The sequence below is a fragment of the Flavobacterium chryseum genome (assembly GCF_004362015.1).
Taxonomy (GTDB): Bacteria; Bacteroidota; Bacteroidia; order Flavobacteriales; family Flavobacteriaceae; genus Flavobacterium.
In genome coordinates this window covers 24,028-39,046 of record NZ_SNWW01000013.1, presented here as the reverse complement: position 1 = coordinate 39,046, position 15,019 = coordinate 24,028, and the positions used below count along the sequence as shown (strand labels likewise).

16 protein-coding genes and 1 riboswitch are annotated in these 15,019 nt (G+C 32.8%); of the genes, 6 read left to right on the top strand and 10 right to left on the bottom strand.

Translation table 11 applies throughout. The features are described from left to right. The first annotated feature begins 82 nt into the window (after positions 1-82). Positions 83-1,558, top strand: coding sequence for a S41 family peptidase (locus tag EV143_RS19495; protein ID WP_133509604.1), 1,476 nt, complete (start codon positions 83-85; stop codon positions 1,556-1,558). A 113-nt stretch (positions 1,559-1,671) separates the two neighbouring features. Here EV143_RS19495 and EV143_RS19490 read toward each other — a convergent pair whose 3' ends face one another. The 8 genes from EV143_RS19490 to EV143_RS19455 all read right to left on the bottom strand — a co-directional run bounded on the left by EV143_RS19490 (position 1,672) and on the right by EV143_RS19455 (position 9,495). Beyond that, positions 1,672-2,697 carry a YncE family protein gene (locus EV143_RS19490; RefSeq protein WP_133509603.1) on the bottom strand — a complete coding sequence of 342 codons (1,026 nt, stop codon included), beginning with the start codon at positions 2,695-2,697 and terminating at the stop codon, positions 1,672-1,674. Positions 2,698-2,701: 4 nt separating this feature from the next. Next, complete coding sequence (locus EV143_RS19485) at positions 2,702-4,555, bottom strand: TonB-dependent receptor plug domain-containing protein (protein WP_133509602.1); 1,854 nt, start codon at positions 4,553-4,555, stop codon at positions 2,702-2,704. A 29-nt stretch (positions 4,556-4,584) separates the two neighbouring features. Next, a riboswitch (cobalamin riboswitch) is annotated at positions 4,585-4,794 on the bottom strand. A gap of 66 nt (positions 4,795-4,860) precedes the next feature. Further along, positions 4,861-5,397, bottom strand: coding sequence for an alpha-ribazole phosphatase (cobC, locus tag EV143_RS19480; protein WP_133509601.1), 537 nt, complete (start codon positions 5,395-5,397; stop codon positions 4,861-4,863). After that, the gene (locus tag EV143_RS19475; protein WP_133509600.1) at positions 5,382-6,173 is read right to left on the bottom strand and encodes an adenosylcobinamide-GDP ribazoletransferase; all 792 of its coding nucleotides are present in this window, start codon (positions 6,171-6,173) and stop codon (positions 5,382-5,384) included. Before EV143_RS19475 ends, cobC begins: the two co-directional genes overlap by 16 nt. A 134-nt stretch (positions 6,174-6,307) precedes the next feature. Next, positions 6,308-7,987, bottom strand: a complete 1,680-nt coding sequence (gene cobT / locus EV143_RS19470; protein WP_133509599.1) for a nicotinate-nucleotide--dimethylbenzimidazole phosphoribosyltransferase — start codon at positions 7,985-7,987, stop codon at positions 6,308-6,310. Between the two features lie 193 nt (positions 7,988-8,180). Continuing rightward, positions 8,181-8,690 (bottom strand): bifunctional adenosylcobinamide kinase/adenosylcobinamide-phosphate guanylyltransferase, encoded by a 510-nt coding sequence (cobU, locus tag EV143_RS19465; protein ID WP_133509598.1) that lies wholly within the window; start codon positions 8,688-8,690, stop codon positions 8,181-8,183. Between the two features lie 32 nt (positions 8,691-8,722). After that, positions 8,723-9,100 carry a four helix bundle protein gene (locus EV143_RS19460; RefSeq protein WP_133509597.1) on the bottom strand — a complete coding sequence of 126 codons (378 nt, stop codon included), beginning with the start codon at positions 9,098-9,100 and terminating at the stop codon, positions 8,723-8,725. A gap of 32 nt (positions 9,101-9,132) precedes the next feature. Next, positions 9,133-9,495, bottom strand: a complete 363-nt coding sequence (locus EV143_RS19455) for a DUF5522 domain-containing protein (protein ID WP_133509596.1) — start codon at positions 9,493-9,495, stop codon at positions 9,133-9,135. Positions 9,496-9,667: 172 nt separating this feature from the next. Here EV143_RS19455 and EV143_RS19450 point away from each other — a divergent pair, with 172 nt between their 5' ends. The 4 genes from EV143_RS19450 to EV143_RS19435 all read left to right on the top strand — a co-directional run bounded on the left by EV143_RS19450 (position 9,668) and on the right by EV143_RS19435 (position 13,203). Further along, positions 9,668-10,810, top strand: coding sequence for an ABC transporter substrate-binding protein (locus EV143_RS19450; RefSeq protein WP_133509595.1), 1,143 nt, complete (start codon positions 9,668-9,670; stop codon positions 10,808-10,810). Between the two features lie 65 nt (positions 10,811-10,875). Beyond that, on the top strand, positions 10,876-11,844 hold the full coding sequence (locus tag EV143_RS19445) for an iron ABC transporter permease (protein ID WP_133509594.1): 969 nt from the start codon (positions 10,876-10,878) through the stop codon (positions 11,842-11,844). A gap of 71 nt (positions 11,845-11,915) precedes the next feature. Beyond that, on the top strand, positions 11,916-12,380 hold the full coding sequence (locus EV143_RS19440) for a GxxExxY protein (protein WP_133509593.1): 465 nt from the start codon (positions 11,916-11,918) through the stop codon (positions 12,378-12,380). A 46-nt stretch (positions 12,381-12,426) separates the two neighbouring features. Beyond that, positions 12,427-13,203 (top strand): ABC transporter ATP-binding protein, encoded by a 777-nt coding sequence (locus tag EV143_RS19435; protein WP_133509592.1) that lies wholly within the window; start codon positions 12,427-12,429, stop codon positions 13,201-13,203. 81 nt (positions 13,204-13,284) lie between these two features. Here the strand turns inward: EV143_RS19435 and EV143_RS19430 are convergent, their stop codons facing one another. Then, positions 13,285-13,740, bottom strand: a complete 456-nt coding sequence (locus EV143_RS19430; RefSeq protein ID WP_133509591.1) for a tRNA (cytidine(34)-2'-O)-methyltransferase — start codon at positions 13,738-13,740, stop codon at positions 13,285-13,287. 49 nt (positions 13,741-13,789) lie between these two features. Beyond that, on the bottom strand, positions 13,790-14,359 hold the full coding sequence (locus EV143_RS19425) for a pseudouridine synthase (protein WP_133509590.1): 570 nt from the start codon (positions 14,357-14,359) through the stop codon (positions 13,790-13,792). Positions 14,360-14,433: 74 nt separating this feature from the next. Between EV143_RS19425 and EV143_RS19420 the strand changes: the two genes are divergently transcribed. Next, on the top strand, positions 14,434-14,877 hold the full coding sequence (locus EV143_RS19420; protein ID WP_243739919.1) for a hypothetical protein: 444 nt from the start codon (positions 14,434-14,436) through the stop codon (positions 14,875-14,877). Positions 14,878-15,019 lie beyond the last annotated feature (142 nt).

Genomic DNA, 15,019 nt, shown 5'->3' with positions numbered 1-15,019 from the left:
TATAGAAAAAATTAACAAAATTTGTAGTTGTTAAAACTAAAGGTAGTATTTTTACGTTAATACTATACCGAAACGTATTTTTATGAAAACAATATTAAGAAATCTCCTGGTACTATTTTTACTCGCCTTTTCTTTGCAATCATGTGAAGATCAGGACGATGTTGATTCTCTGGCAGATTTACAGATCAATGATTTTATCTGGAAAGGATTAAATCAGTTTTATTTATGGCAAGGAGATGTGCCGACTTTAGCTGACGACCGTTTTAATACGCAGGAAGCTTTAAACTCTTATTTAAAGGGATATTCTAAACCAGAAAATTTATTTGAAGATTTATTAAATAAGCCGATTAGTAAATTCCCAAAAGGAGAGGCTATTGATCGTTTTAGCTGGATTGTTGAAGATTATTCTGTTTTAGAAGGAGAACTTCAGGGAACAACTAAAAATAACGGAATAGATTTTAGATTAAGCTATAAACCAGGAAGTTCAACAGATGTATTTGGTTTTGTTCGTTATGTTATTCCTAATTCTGATGCTGCAGCAAAAGGCGTAAAACGTGGAGATCTTTTTACCGGGGTTAACGGAACTCAGCTTACAGTTTCTAATTATGAAGCATTACTTTTAGATTCTGATAGTTACACTTTAAACCTTGCTGATTATAATGGAACCACTTATGTTTCTAATGGAAAATCAGTTTCATTGGTAAAATCTACATTAGATGAAAATCCTATTTTAATCAATAAAGTAATTACTTCAGGAAGTCATAAAATTGGCTATTTAATGTATAATGGTTTTTATCCTAATTATGACACCCAATTAAACGAAGCGTTTGGGCAATTAGCTGCACAAGGAATTACAGATCTTGTATTAGATCTAAGATACAATGGCGGTGGATCAGTTCAGACAGCGACACGCTTGGCAAGTTTGATTACCGGACAATTTAAAGATCAGATTTTTGCTAAGGAAAAGTGGAATAGTAAGGTAAACGCCTATTATGAAAGTGAAGATCCTGAATCGCTAAATAATCGATTTGTAGATAATATGGATGGACAGCCTTTAAATAGCTTACGCTTAACAAAAGTTTATATTTTAACTACAAACGGAACTGCATCAGCAAGTGAATTGGTAATTAATGGTTTGGCACCTTATATTTCAGTAGTTCAGGTTGGAGATGTAACGGTTGGTAAAAATGTTGGATCTGTAACCTTATATGATTCAGAAACTTTTACAAAAACAAAAGTAAATCCAAATCATAAATATGCTATGCAGCCTTTGGTACTTAAAATTGTTAATGCAACTGGTTTTGGTGAATATACAAACGGACTTCAGCCAACGTATAAGCAACTTGAATATGTTGCTACTTTAGGTGTTTTAGGAGATCCGTCTGAACCTTTATTAAATGCTGCAATTTCAGCTATTACAGGTACGGCAACAAAAAGGGTACAGCAAGACAGGGCAGAAGCTCTGCGAACATTTATAGATGCTAAATCAATGAATGGAATTAGAAATCAGATGTATGTCGAAAAAGCTCCCGAGGGACTTTTAAGATCATTAAAATAAAACAAAAAGGCTTTCATTTCTGAAAGCCTTTTCTTTTCCAAAAAAAAAATAAAAAAAAATAAAGTAAATTGACTGTCTGAAAAATAATTCCAACTATTTTTCAGGTGCTTTTATTAATTAAAGTAGAACCCGTTTGGTCCAATTCCAACAGCTAATTCTTTTTCTAAAGTTCCAGTTAAGTTGTATAAATAAACTTTGCTGTCAGAACCAAAAGTTCCTCCGTCAGCAATATAAATTCGATTATCATTTACTGCAAAACCGTAGATATAACCAGGAAGTGTTGAAGTTAAAATAGCAGTAGTTGATGCAGCCGTTGCAGAAGTTGCAATTGCATAAACTGAATTTCCTACTGTATAGTATGTTTTGTTATTATAAATATCTAAATATCCAGCGCCGTCTAACGTTTCAGGGAATGTAATTTTAGAAATTGATTTATCAGCTAATTTTACCTTTACAATTTCGCTTCTGTCGCTGCTTGGAGATCTTAAAATATACAGAATGCCGTTCTCTTGTTCTATGCAATCAGCACTTGACCCAATTTCTATTGGTGCGTCAAGTTTTTTAGTAGCGATATCAACGATCAATAATTTAGTATTACTGTAAGGTTCTGTAATGTATAGTTTTCCATTTTCTAAAACTACGCGGTTAGCTGTTGCATTCAAATCAATTTTAGATTCGAAGGTATTGGTTTTTAAATCAATTATGGCAACATAATCATCTGTAATACTGCCAAAAGAATTGGCATTTGTTACATAGGCTTTTCCGTCTTTTGTAACTCCGTACCTTGGATTTACAAGTCCTGTATCTACTTTTGCAATTAACTTAAAAGTATATCTGTTTACTACATTAATTATATTTGAACCACCAGATATGATGTAAGCATTATCGCCATCGAAAAAGATATTTTGCAGATATCCGCCAGGCAAATCGTTGTTATTAACCGTTCCGTATACATCTTTTGTAAATGTTGTCAAATCATTACTTGAAAAAGAAATTGTTCCCTTACTTTGGCTTCCTTCATTCAAAATAAAGAAACCATTATCATAAACTCCTTTTGGACCGTCATTATCATCATCATTGGAACACGAAACGAATAAAGAAACGCTAAGTGCGATTAAAAATAATTTGCTAAACTTCATTATATTAAAATTTTAAGGTTAAATACATATTAAAATTGCGACCCGGCATAGGTCTGTATTCCAGACTTTCGTACTCTTTATTTAACAGGTTTAATACCTGAAAACCAAGTTTGAAAGAATCCAGAAATTTAAAATCATAATCGATCCCGATGTTCGAAACGTTATAGTCATTAATAATTTCTGTTGGATCATTGTCTTCTCTGGTATAAACAAAATCATTAAACAAAAATTGATAATAAGCAGAAATTCGGTTTCTCGAATACGATATTGATCCTGTTACTTTATTGAATGGAACATAAAAAAGCTGCTTTTCTGTTTCTTCATTTTTAGAAGCCGTGTAAGCATACGTAGCATTTGCAGCGAAATAATTTTTGCCAAAATGTGTTTTCCAACTTAGCAATGTTTCAGCTCCATAACTGTTTACCTTATCAGTATTTTGTGGCGACCAAATGCCTTTGTTTCCGGGAATCCATTGCAATAAATCTTTTATTTTCATGTAATAAAAGGTTTGTGTTAGCGAAATGTTTTTGAAAGTAAAAACATTCCCAATTTCTGCCTGATAAGAACTTTCAGGTTTTAAATCAGGATTTCCTCCCGTTTCCCAGTACAAATCATTAAAAGTTGGAATTCTGAAATTTCGGGACAAATTCAATTTTAAATTATACAATTTGCTGAATTGGTAAGAAGATCCAAGAGAAAATAAAACCGGCGATTCATAATTGTCTGTAAACTCTTTTCGAATCCCAAATTCATTTTTCCATTCTGCTGAAAGCTCTTGATTTACTAATAAGAAAGCTGAACTAATTTCTCTTACGTGATCTCCAAATCCACTTCCAAAACCTTTAGTTCTGTTGTACTCCAGAATGACGTTTATTTGTGTTGATTTTGAAATTTGATAACCGAAATCTCCTTTTGTAATAAGGCTTTCTGTTTTTCCGTAAGTAAAATTATTAGTTGAATTATCACCAAAATATTGATAATTTTCAAATATATATGCCGTTTTTAAGTTGGTAGTAAATTTGCCAAAATCGCCATCGTATTCTAATAAATTTCGATTAAAACCATTTACATACCTGCTTTTAGTTTCAGATTCAGATATTAATGAAGTATTTCGATCTGTATTTGAAGTTTGTGTATATAATTTCAGGCTATTCTTCGAATCAAATTTGTAACCAACATTGGCGCTCATTGTTATAACATCGTATTCACCATTTTGGTTCCGGCGTTGTTCGCCTTTCCAAGTATACTTATTTAGATATTTATAATCATTTGTTGAACTGTTTTTAGAAAAGCCAATTTGAGCACTCCATTTTTCGTTGGAAATATTGGTTTTATAATTGATTCCAATCGTATTAAAACTTCCGTAATCTAATTTTAAATTGTTTTCGAATCTGTTATAAAAACCTAAATCAGTATTTAAATGCACAGTTCCACCAACAGCTCCACTGCCATAAAGAACGCTTCCTCCACCGGCTTTTACACTAACAGAATTATAATCAGAAGCTGAAATAGTATTAAAATCGGTACTTCCGTTCATCTGAGAATTAATATTAATTCCGTTCCAGATTACAGCAGTTTGCGATGCAGTAGTTCCTCTAAAGGCAACCGTAGAAAGCATTCCACGCCCGTATTCCTTAAAATAAATAGTTGAATTGAAGTTTAAAAGATCAGTAAGTAAAGCTTCATTTTTATTGATTACAGAATCATTAAGCATTAAAACAGATTGCGAATCAGAGTATTTTTTAAGATTTGCATCTGACACCACCACTTCTTTCAATTTGGTAATAGAGTCGTTCTGCGCCAAAATAATCTGGCACAACAATAGTAGACAAAATGCAAAACGTTTTTTTAAAGTCATAATTTCTACACTCTTTTTCCCGAGAGTTCGATATTTGTTATAAGAAGGCAGGTCTCCTGGCTTGCGTCTTGTTGTTTACCTTCCCATTCGCTTTACGGGCGAGCAGTGGTTTGTAGCTAACAACAATCATTCATTTAAGAACTAAGCTTACAGTTGCGGGTACAGCTCAAGATTTTTATTTTTACTTGATTCCCTTTTAATGCGTTTAGATAAACGCAACCTTATTTCGTGCAAAGATAAAGTTAAAATTATCAGATATTCAAATTTGTTTGACTTTTTAAATAAAATTCTAAACAAAAATGCATTTAAAGTACTATTTTTATTACTTGTCCAAAATCAATTTTATTCTGAAAAGCATCTTTTAACGGTAAAGAAGTATGATGGCATAAAATACTTCTGATGGTTCCGCCATGAGCAACTATAATAATTGGCTTTGTAATTTCTTTTGAAATTTGAATGGATAAAAAGTCGCCAACCCTTTTATGCAATTCAACAAAAGATTCCCCATTTGTGGCAGGAATATTTACAAAATCTTCCATCCAGGGATTAAGCTGTTCGGGTAAAATATCATTCCAGTTTTTCATTTCCCAATCACCGAAATTCATTTCCATCAATCTCTCATCTTCCTGATAAGAAATTGCTTTTATGGTATTCCGGATATGTTTTGCCAAAATAGTACAGCGCTTTAAAGGGCTTGAAAAGAGTAGTGCTTCTGAGGGTAATTGTGAAATAATATTTTCGAAAACAGATTCAAAAGGTTCAGCCAGAGTAACATCAGATTGTCCGTAACAAATTCCTTTTTCGCAAATCGTTTCGGTATGACGAACTAAATAAATTTCCATATCAAAAGAATACTTAAATAATATATAACCTCACAAACTTGCTGTGTTGCACCCAGACAATCTCCGGTATAACCATCAATCCATTTTTGAAAATAGCGAGCCAGAAAATAGCGGGTTAGAAATACCGGAATCACAACAAATAAAAATTCATACTGAAAAAAGGAAAGTGCCAACAAAGGAATTATTCCGAAGAAAAATGAACCCAAAACTTCTTTCCAACTATAACTTTTAGCAATGGGCTTGCTTTTGCTCGAAGCATCATCACGCGAATATTGATGTGTAAAAATAATTGAAATGGCAGCCAAACGACTCAAAGAATGGGCAGAGAGAAATAACAGAAAAATATAAAAATGTGAGTTGTGATCTGTGAAAAGTAAAATGGATTCTGATAGCAATTTGAATTTTAATAAAAACAATAAAACCAAACCAATCGCTCCATAAGCACCAATAGCGCTGTCTTTCATGATAATTAAAATTTTCTCTTTCGTCCAGCCACCGCCAAAACCATCACAAACATCTGCAAAACCATCTTCGTGAAAAGCACCGGTTGTTAATACCGAAGCTATCAGCGCCAAAATAACTGCAGTTTCTGTAGATAGAAAAAGAGAGGAAAGGTAAAAAGCCGAAAAAGAAATAGAACCAACAATCCATCCGATAAAAGGGAAATATCGGGTAGCTTTATTTAAATAATCAGGATTATGATCGATGTTTTTTGGGCATGGAATTCTGGTGTAAAACATTAAACAGGTGAAGAAAATATGTAGTTCTTTTTTCATTACTAATATAGAGTTTTAATTGAGTTATGTCATTTCGACGAAGGAGAAATCACATTCGCAGATCGACAAAGATTGGTGATTTTCTGTTCGGAGTTTCTAGTGATTTCTCCTTTGTCGAAATGACAAATCGGTGCTTATTTTTGGCTAACCCCAGCACTTTCAAAACTAGCCATTTCATTCAAAAAAGCTTCAGCCGACTTTAAAATCGGGAAAGCAATTGCGCAGCCAGTTCCTTCGCCCAGGCGTAAATCAAGATTTAAAATAGGTTTAACTTCTAAATAATGTAATAGTTTTTGATGTGCTTTTTCAGCCGAGCAATGACAAAAAACAGCATTTTTTTTAATATTTGGATTTATTTTAGATGCGATTAAAAAAGCTACGCTGCAAATAAAACCGTCGACTAAAATGAGCATTTTATTTTTAAAAGCCGTTAACATTCCGCTTGCCATTTGTATAATTTCAAAACCTCCAAAATAAGCAAGTTGCTGCATCAAATCGGCTTGACCAGAATAATTTTCAATCGCTTTTTTTAAGATTTCTTGTTTTTGAAGCAATTTTTCATCGACAACTCCAGTTCCCTTTCCAACACATTCTTCGATAGAAAAATTAGTTAAAAGACTCATTAAAACAGAAGCTGTTGAAGTATTTCCAATTCCCATTTCACCAAAACCAATGCAATTAGAACCCATTTTAGCGATATCTTCAACAATTAGTTTTCCTTTTTCAAAACACAATTGCAATTCTGTTTCGCTCATTGCCGGAGCGTGCAAGAACGACTGCGTTCCTTTGGCAATTTTAGCGTTAATTAAATTGGTATTTGTTGGGAAATCATAATTTACGCCGGCATCAACAATCGATAATTGAATATTATTCTGATTACAAAATACGCTTATGGCAGCACCGCCTTCCAGAAAATTGCCCACCATTTGTCGCGTAACATCTTGCGGATAAGCACTAACGCCGTGATTTGCAATTCCGTGATCAGCAGCAAAAACAACAATATTTGGATTTATTATTTTTGGATTTAAAGTTTCGAAAACGGTAGCCATCTGAAAAGCTAACGTTTCTAAAGTTCCCAAAGCGCCAATAGGTTTTGTTTTAGAATCAATTTTTTCCTGAAGAAGCCTGCTGAAATCAGTTTTAGTTTCACTATCAGGTTGAAAATCTGAGAGGAAATCCGAAACATGACTTTTGGTGATGTTTGTAATTTCTTTACAATCCGGAGTTTCAGATTTTTGTTTCCAGTGCAATTGTTGCAACATTGGTTGATTGTCATAATTTGTTGCCGGTTTCCCGATACAGAAATAACCCAAAGGTTCAATATTTTCAGGTAAATCAAGAATTTTTTTAAACTGATAATAATTCAAAATCGAAACCCAACCCATGCCATAACCTTGCTCTGTAAGTGAAAGCCAGATATTCTGCGCCGCACAAACGGAACTAAATTTTACCGCTTCGTTACTGCCAACAGTTCCAATAGTAAACTGGTTTAGCACAGCGCGATCATAGGCAATAATAAGTGCGATTGGTGCTTCTTCAATCGCTTCTAATTTGAGTGATTTATAGTGTTCTTTTTGTTCCGGATTATCCGTCAGTTCTTCGGCTTTTTTATTATAATCCAGAAACAAATCTTTAATTGCACTTTTTACTTCAGCCGATTTTATGATATAATAACGAGTAGCATCTGTAAGCCCAACCGAAGGCGCCCAATGTCCGGCCTGTAAAGCTTTTTCGATTACTTCATCCGGAACTTCATCAGTAGTAAAATGTCGGGTATCACGACGCGATTTTAAAATATCATCTAAATAGCTCATAAGTTTTCAATAACAATTACAAAGTGCAATAACAACAACAATTTAAAATTTCAATAAAACGAAAATAAATTTTTAAAAGAATAATGTTAAAGCTTGAAGTATGTAAAGTTAAGGCAGCGTTTTGGAAGTTTGTATTTAAATTTTGTAATTTCTTTATTGAAATTGATATTTGCAATTGTCATCGATATTGATTTTATCCTTTGATTTTCACCGGAATTCCTGAAACCATCAAGACTACTTCATCTGCCTTTGAGGCCAAAAACTGATTCATCCATCCTTGCAGTTCGGTAAATTTTCTTCCAATATGAGTTTCTGCATGAACGCCCATTCCAATCTCATTTGTTACGATGATGAATGTGGAATTTTCTTGATTTGCGATTAAAAGGAATTCTTTTTTGGCTTCTTCAAGACTTAATTCTACATCATTTTTATTATCTACGAAAAAGTTCGTCAGCCAAAGCGTTACGCAATCTATCAAAGCTATTTTTCCGGAGAAATCAATTTCGCTTAAATACTTTTCTTTTTCAATATTTGTCCAGCGTTCGTCACGTTCTTGTTGATGGCGATCGATTCTGTTCTGGAAATCATCATCCCATTTTCTGGCAGTTGCGACATAAATTGGTGAATTCGAAAGTTGTAAGGCTAAATTTTGGGCATAACTGCTTTTTCCTGAACGTTCGCCTCCGGTAATTAAGTAAATCATTCTTTTAATTGTTAATTATAAATTGTTAGTTGTTAATTTTGAAGAGAGTGCTTAGAAGTAATTTGATTTTTTGTGGTTTTAAGGATGCTGGTTATTAATTTTAAGATTGTAATAGCATCATTATAAATGTTTTCAAATTCTTTTTCATTTAGATAATCAGTTGCTTTTAATAATTCTAACCAATAAACAGATTCGTTAGCTTCTTTTTGGGCAATGGCAAATTTATGTATAAAATCATTTTTACTTTCAGCATGTTCAGCTTCCCGCACCATTGCTCCAATGCTTGTTCCGGATCCTAAAAGTTGTTTAGAAAGGGTAAATTCTTTTTTTTCGTTGCATAGATATTGATATAATTTTACAACGCGGATAGCAAAATCAAAACTTCTATCCTTAACAATGTTGTTTTTCATAATTAACAACTAACAATTTATAATTAATAATTTTAATAGGGGCAATGCCGACAATCATTTCCACAACAACTTCCTCTTTTTAGATGAAACCAGGTGGTGAAAACGTAGTTGCCATTTTCGATGTAATAATCAATATCTTCAATTAGCTTTTCGGTTTTTGGTAAAGATAAGGCTTTATTTTGTAGTGCTTTTGTGGGAGTCATCGTTTCGATGTAAGCCTCAATTTTGTCTACGCATGCTTCTTTAAAGCAAACAGGACACAGGCAATCGCCTCCATCTGAAAGATTAAAAATAGGAGGGAAGTCATTACACCAACATTTGTTTTCAACAGAAATATCTCCGCAGTTAAAAATAGATTCGCAACTTGAGCAAACTTTCGTTTTTGTGGTATTCATAATTGTAAAGATAAATTTGTTGTTTTTGTAGGAATAAAGGTAAATAAAAAAAATAGAAATTGCGTTACCTTTGTCCGTAGTGAAAAATGTAATTAATCAATTACAATACCATAATCATTAATAAAAGTTAGAAACCCCAATAAACAATCTGTAAAAGCAATTTAATCTTCATATGAAACATTTATCTCCTAAAATTATTTTTGTTTTATCTTTTTTTATTCTTGTTGGATGTAAAAAAAATGAAACTACAGAGGTTGTAAAGTCTGAAATTCCCCAAAATAGTATCGAATACGCTTCCGGGCTTTCGATTGTAAAACACGAAGGATATTCTGTTGTAACAGTATCAGATCCGTGGCCAAATGCAAATGCAAAATTCACTTATATTTTAAAAGAAAAAGAAGCAAAAGTTCCTGATAGTCTGCAAAAATACGCAACTATTAGAGTTCCTTTAGAATCTGTGGTTGTAACCTCAACAACAAATATTCCGTTTTTGGAAATGCTTGATGTTGAAGATAAATTGGTTGGTTTTCCTCATACTGATTACGTTTCTTCTGAAAAAACAAGAGCATTAATTGATAAGGGATCTGTAAAGAATGTTGGTCAGAACGAAAAATTAAATGTTGAGCAATTAATAGAATTAGCACCTGATTTGATTGTTACTTTTGGAGTAGATAATAATAATCCGATGCTGGATAATTTGAAAAAAAGCGGTCTGAATGTTTTTATTCAAGCGGATTGGATGGAGCAATCTCCACTTGGAAAAGCAGAATGGATTAAGCTTTATGGCGCCTTATTTGGTAAAGAAGAACAAGCGAAAGAATTGTTTGATAAAATTGTTCTGAGTTACAATCAGGCGAAGAAACTTGCGGCCGATCAACCTGCAACTTCAACCGTTTTATACGGCTCGATGTATGAAGATTTGTGGTATGTTGCGAAAGGAAATAGCTGGGTTGCACAATTTATGAAAGATGCTCAGGCGAATTATTTATGGTCTTATTTAAAAGGAACAGGAAGTGAGGGTTTATCTTTTGAAAAAATATTAGTTAAAGCAAAATCGGCTAATTTTTGGATTGCTTCAGGTTCGTTTAAAACGTTGGAAGAAATAGAAAAAACGAATCCGCATTATAGTCAATTTGATGCTTTTAAAAATAAAAACGTTTATACTTTTGAAGGTAAAATTGGAGCAACCGGAGGAACCGTTTATTATGAATTGGCTCCAAGCCGACCGGATTTAGTTTTAAAAGATTACATCAAGATTTTTCATCCTGATTTATTACCGAGCTACGAATTTACTTTTGCATCAAAATTAAATTAAGAGCATTGATAAATAAAAAGCGAAATATAATTCTGTTTTCCATACTCGGTTTTGCACTTTTGTTTATGTTTTTTTTAGACATAAGCCTAGGGTCGATTACAATTCCGTTTAAAGAAGTTTACACAAGTTTAACGTGCGGACAGGCTAGTAAATCAACTTGGGAATATATCATTATTAATTACCGCCTGCCAAAAGCAATTACCGCATTTTTGGTCGGAATTGGTTTGTCTGTAAGTGGTTTGTTAATGCAGACTTTATTTAGAAATCCTCTGGCCGGTCCGGATGTTTTAGGATTAAGTTCAGGAGCGATTTTGGCGGTTGCCATTGTTATTTTAGGCGCGGGTTTTTTACCCACTTTTCTAAATGAAATTTTATTATCTCCGTACGGAGTTGTAGTCGCTTCAACATTAGGAAGTGTTTCTGCTTTGATGCTCGTTTTGTTAGTTGCACAAAAGTTGCGCAATACAATGGCTATTTTAATTGTCGGACTAATGTTTGGTAGTTTTACGAGCGCTATTGTTGGCGTTTTGACTTATTTTAGTTCGGCAGAACAATTGCAAAAATTCACTTTTTGGTCATTAGGAAGTCTTGGAAACCTTTCCTGGACATCAATTTCTATTTTAGCTGTTTGCATAAGTTTCGGTTTACTTTTAAGTGCCAGCAGTATCAAACCTTTAAACGCATTGCTTTTGGGCGAGAATTACGCCAAAAGCATGGGGTTAAATTATAAAAGAGCAAGATTAACCATCATATTTGCAACAAGTATTTTGGCAGGAAGTATAACCGCTTTTACTGGCCCAATTGCTTTTATTGGTTTAGCAGTTCCGCATATTGCAAAACTTACTTTTCAAACCAGTAATCACGCCGTTTTGTATTGGAGTACGTTTTTTTACGGCGGAATTATTATGCTGTTATGCGATATTGCCTCTCAATTACCGGGATTAGAAACTACTTTACCTATAAATGCAATTACATCAATTATTGGTGCGCCTGTGGTAGTTTGGTTATTAATGCGAAAAAGAAATTTTCAGTAAAAACTTACAATAAATTAGTATCTTGGTTTTTTAAACACATAGAAACATAGTTTTTATTTCAAAAAAAATTAATGATTACTCAAAAATATTTAGACGAATTAACATATGAAGTTTTAGGAGCTTCTATTGAAGTCCATAAAATAATTGGAAAAGGATTACTTGAAAATGTTTATCACCAATGTTTGAAAGAAGAACTTTCACAAAGAAAATTAAATTTTTTCACAGAGATGAAAGTCCCCATATTATATAAAGAGAAAGAATTAATTGCAGATTTTAGATGTGATTTATTTGTTGAAAATTGTCTGGTAGTTGAATTGAAAACAGTGTCCGAAATAAATTCAATTCATCAAGCGCAATTATTAACTTATATGAAGCTTTTAAAAGCACCAAAAGGAATTATAATTAATTTTAACTGTTTTAATATTTTTAAAGAAGGTCAAAAAACATTTGTGAATGATATTTCAAATTACTGCCAAAATATTAGAGTTGCAGCTATGTTTAATTTACAAGTAAATTTCAATCTCCTTTTTAATTAGACAAAGAATCCTATGTTTCTATGTGTTTAAAAAAAATACGCTACAAATGATAACTATTTTAAAGACCTCAAACTTAAAAATTGGCTATAAGTCCAAAAAAGAAACTGTGACTATCGCTGAAAATCTAAATTTGAATTTAAGCTCCGGAAAACTCATTTCATTAATAGGGGCAAATGGAATTGGGAAATCGACTTTATTGCGAACTATCACAGGAATTCAACAACCTTTGTCAGGAAATGTTTTTCTGAACGACAAAAATATAAACACTTACAAACCTTTAGAATTAGCCCAAAATTTAAGTTTGGTTTTAACCGAAAAATTGCCTCCAAGTAATCTTTCTGTTTTTGAGTTAGTGGCCTTGGGTCGCCAGCCGTATACGAACTGGATTGGATCTTTAACCCAAACCGATATAGAGAAAGTTCATGAAGCGATGGAATTAACGCAAATAGAAAATTTGGCTGCAAAAAAACATTTTGAAATTAGCGACGGACAATTGCAAAAAGTTTTAATTGCCAGAGCTTTGGCTCAAGATACTCCGTTAATTATTTTAGATGAACCTACCACGCATCTTGATTTATTGCATAAGGTTTCATTGTTTAAACTGCTTAAAAAGTTAACACAAGAAACTCAAAAATGCATTCTGTTTTCGACACATGATATCGATTTGGCCATTCAGTTAAGTGATGAAATGATTATTATGACACCGGAAACTGTGGTTCAGGATCAGCCATGTAATTTAATTTCGAATGGAAGTTTTGCGACTTTATTTAAAGATGAACATATTATTTTTGATGCTGAAAAAGGGAAGTTTGTAATTACTTAATTTCAGATTTTCCTTTCCTGCAAGGTTTTTTTCAACCGTCCAGTAAAATGGTTATCTGAATTCAATTAAACGAATAAACGATTAAACCTTTAACCCAATTTGTCTCTTCGCTTCACCAACTACAAAAGCCACAGAATTCGCAATATTAAAGCTTCGAATTAATTTCGACATCGGAATTGTTAAATGATTTTCAAAACGAGCCAAAACTTCCTTGCTCAAGCCAACGCTTTCTTTTCCGAAAACTAACCAATCGCCATCCTGAAAATCAGTTTCTAAATAAGATTTTTCGGCATGAGAACTCATGAGAAAAACACGTGACTGATCTGGAATCTGGTGAATCCATTCTTCTATATTCTGATATTCGGTCACATCAAGATGAACCCAATAATCCAATCCCGAACGCTTTAGGTTTTTATCATTAATTACAAATCCAAAAGGATGAATTAGATGCAGCCTGCTTTCAGTTCCCACACATAATCTTCCGATATTTCCTGTATTATTAGGTATTTCAGGTTCTACAAGAACAACGTTTAGCATTTTTTTTGAGTTATAAGTTATGAGTTAGGAAAATTTTCAAATGAATATATTATCTAATTTGAAAATCATTTACTTCTAAGACTTCGCCGGCTTTTAAGTTTTGCAAATATACATTTCCTATACGAACACGAACTAATCTTAAGGTTGGAAAACCAACCGCCGCAGTCATTTTTCGCACCTGGCGAAACTTTCCTTCGTTTACAGTAATTGATGCCCATGAAGTTGGCCCATGTCGTTCATCTCTGATTTTTTTAGCTCTTGGTCCAAAATCAGGAATTTCAGTTACTATAAAAGCAGAACAAGGTCTGGTTTTGTATTTTCCTCCATCGAAACCAATTTCAACACCTTTTTGTAATTGTTCTATAGCTTCTGAAGTTATGATGCCATCAACCTGGACGTAATATTCTTTATCAACTTTTTTGCTTCTTATTTGCTCACTTACTTTTCCGTCTGTCGTTAGTAAAAGCAATCCTTCAGAATCTTCGTCGAGTCTGCCTATTGCCATTGTTCCTTCCGGGAAATTATACAATTCTCCTAAAAGCTTTTTCTTCCTTTTTAATTCATATACAAATTGGCTTAAATAGCCATAAGGTTTAAAAAGAATGAAATGTTGATGCATGATCTGTTTTTTTGACTGCAAAGATAGTTTTGTTTCATATTCAGTAAAAGAATAATCGGATTAAACCAAAAGCAATGTTAAAGGACTTAGTTTTCAGTCTGAAAATTCGTAATATTATAATAGAAATTAAAAAAAATATAGATATGGGAACTGATAATTTAGGCTCAAAGAAAATAAATGGCGAGCAAAAAAACATAGACGAATCTAAAGGAAAAAATGTTTCGCACGAAAAAGAACAAAAAGAATTAAAACTTAAAAAAGAGGTCGTTACAGACAAAGACGGGAAAAAGGAAGTTGTCGCCAGAGCCAGAAATGAAAATGAAGTAATAAATGAGGTTCACTATGACGTAACAAAAACCAGCACAAATGGAAACCGCGGAGTGGCTACTGAAGATGAAGCTAAAAAAACAGTCGAAAACAAGGACAGAAATTCTGATGTAGAAGCTAATCGTTATCCTAATTCTCATCCCGATAATCATAAAGATCGAGGAAATATGAAATTAGACGAAGAAGATTAAAATTATTGTTTAAGATATAAATTTATAAAGGCTTTCTCTATTTGAGTTAGCCTTTTCTAATTATTTTAAGCCATTTAAAAATAAGGTTTTATCTTATTAAAATTTATTGATAAAGTAAATTCTTTCAATAACACATAATGTT

Coding starts and splice junctions, on each gene's coding strand:
- EV143_RS19430 (WP_133509591.1), bottom strand. CDS start 13,740: ATGCTAAACGTTGTTCTTGTAGAACCTGAAATACCTAATAATACAGGA.
- EV143_RS19455 (WP_133509596.1), bottom strand. CDS start 9,495: ATGAATACCACAAAAACGAAAGTTTGCTCAAGTTGCGAATCTATTTTT.
- EV143_RS19435 (WP_133509592.1), top strand. CDS start 12,427: ATGATAACTATTTTAAAGACCTCAAACTTAAAAATTGGCTATAAGTCC.
- EV143_RS19425 (WP_133509590.1), bottom strand. CDS start 14,359: ATGCATCAACATTTCATTCTTTTTAAACCTTATGGCTATTTAAGCCAA.
- EV143_RS19495 (WP_133509604.1), top strand. CDS start 83: ATGAAAACAATATTAAGAAATCTCCTGGTACTATTTTTACTCGCCTTT.
- EV143_RS19460 (WP_133509597.1), bottom strand. CDS start 9,100: ATGAAAAACAACATTGTTAAGGATAGAAGTTTTGATTTTGCTATCCGC.
- cobT (WP_133509599.1), bottom strand. CDS start 7,987: ATGAGCTATTTAGATGATATTTTAAAATCGCGTCGTGATACCCGACAT.
- EV143_RS19450 (WP_133509595.1), top strand. CDS start 9,668: ATGAAACATTTATCTCCTAAAATTATTTTTGTTTTATCTTTTTTTATT.
- EV143_RS19485 (WP_133509602.1), bottom strand. CDS start 4,555: ATGACTTTAAAAAAACGTTTTGCATTTTGTCTACTATTGTTGTGCCAG.
- EV143_RS19440 (WP_133509593.1), top strand. CDS start 11,916: ATGATTACTCAAAAATATTTAGACGAATTAACATATGAAGTTTTAGGA.
- EV143_RS19490 (WP_133509603.1), bottom strand. CDS start 2,697: ATGAAGTTTAGCAAATTATTTTTAATCGCACTTAGCGTTTCTTTATTC.
- EV143_RS19420 (WP_243739919.1), top strand. CDS start 14,434: ATGTTAAAGGACTTAGTTTTCAGTCTGAAAATTCGTAATATTATAATA.
- EV143_RS19445 (WP_133509594.1), top strand. CDS start 10,876: ATGTTTTTTTTAGACATAAGCCTAGGGTCGATTACAATTCCGTTTAAA.
- cobC (WP_133509601.1), bottom strand. CDS start 5,397: ATGGAAATTTATTTAGTTCGTCATACCGAAACGATTTGCGAAAAAGGA.
- EV143_RS19475 (WP_133509600.1), bottom strand. CDS start 6,173: ATGAAAAAAGAACTACATATTTTCTTCACCTGTTTAATGTTTTACACC.
- cobU (WP_133509598.1), bottom strand. CDS start 8,690: ATGATTTACTTAATTACCGGAGGCGAACGTTCAGGAAAAAGCAGTTAT.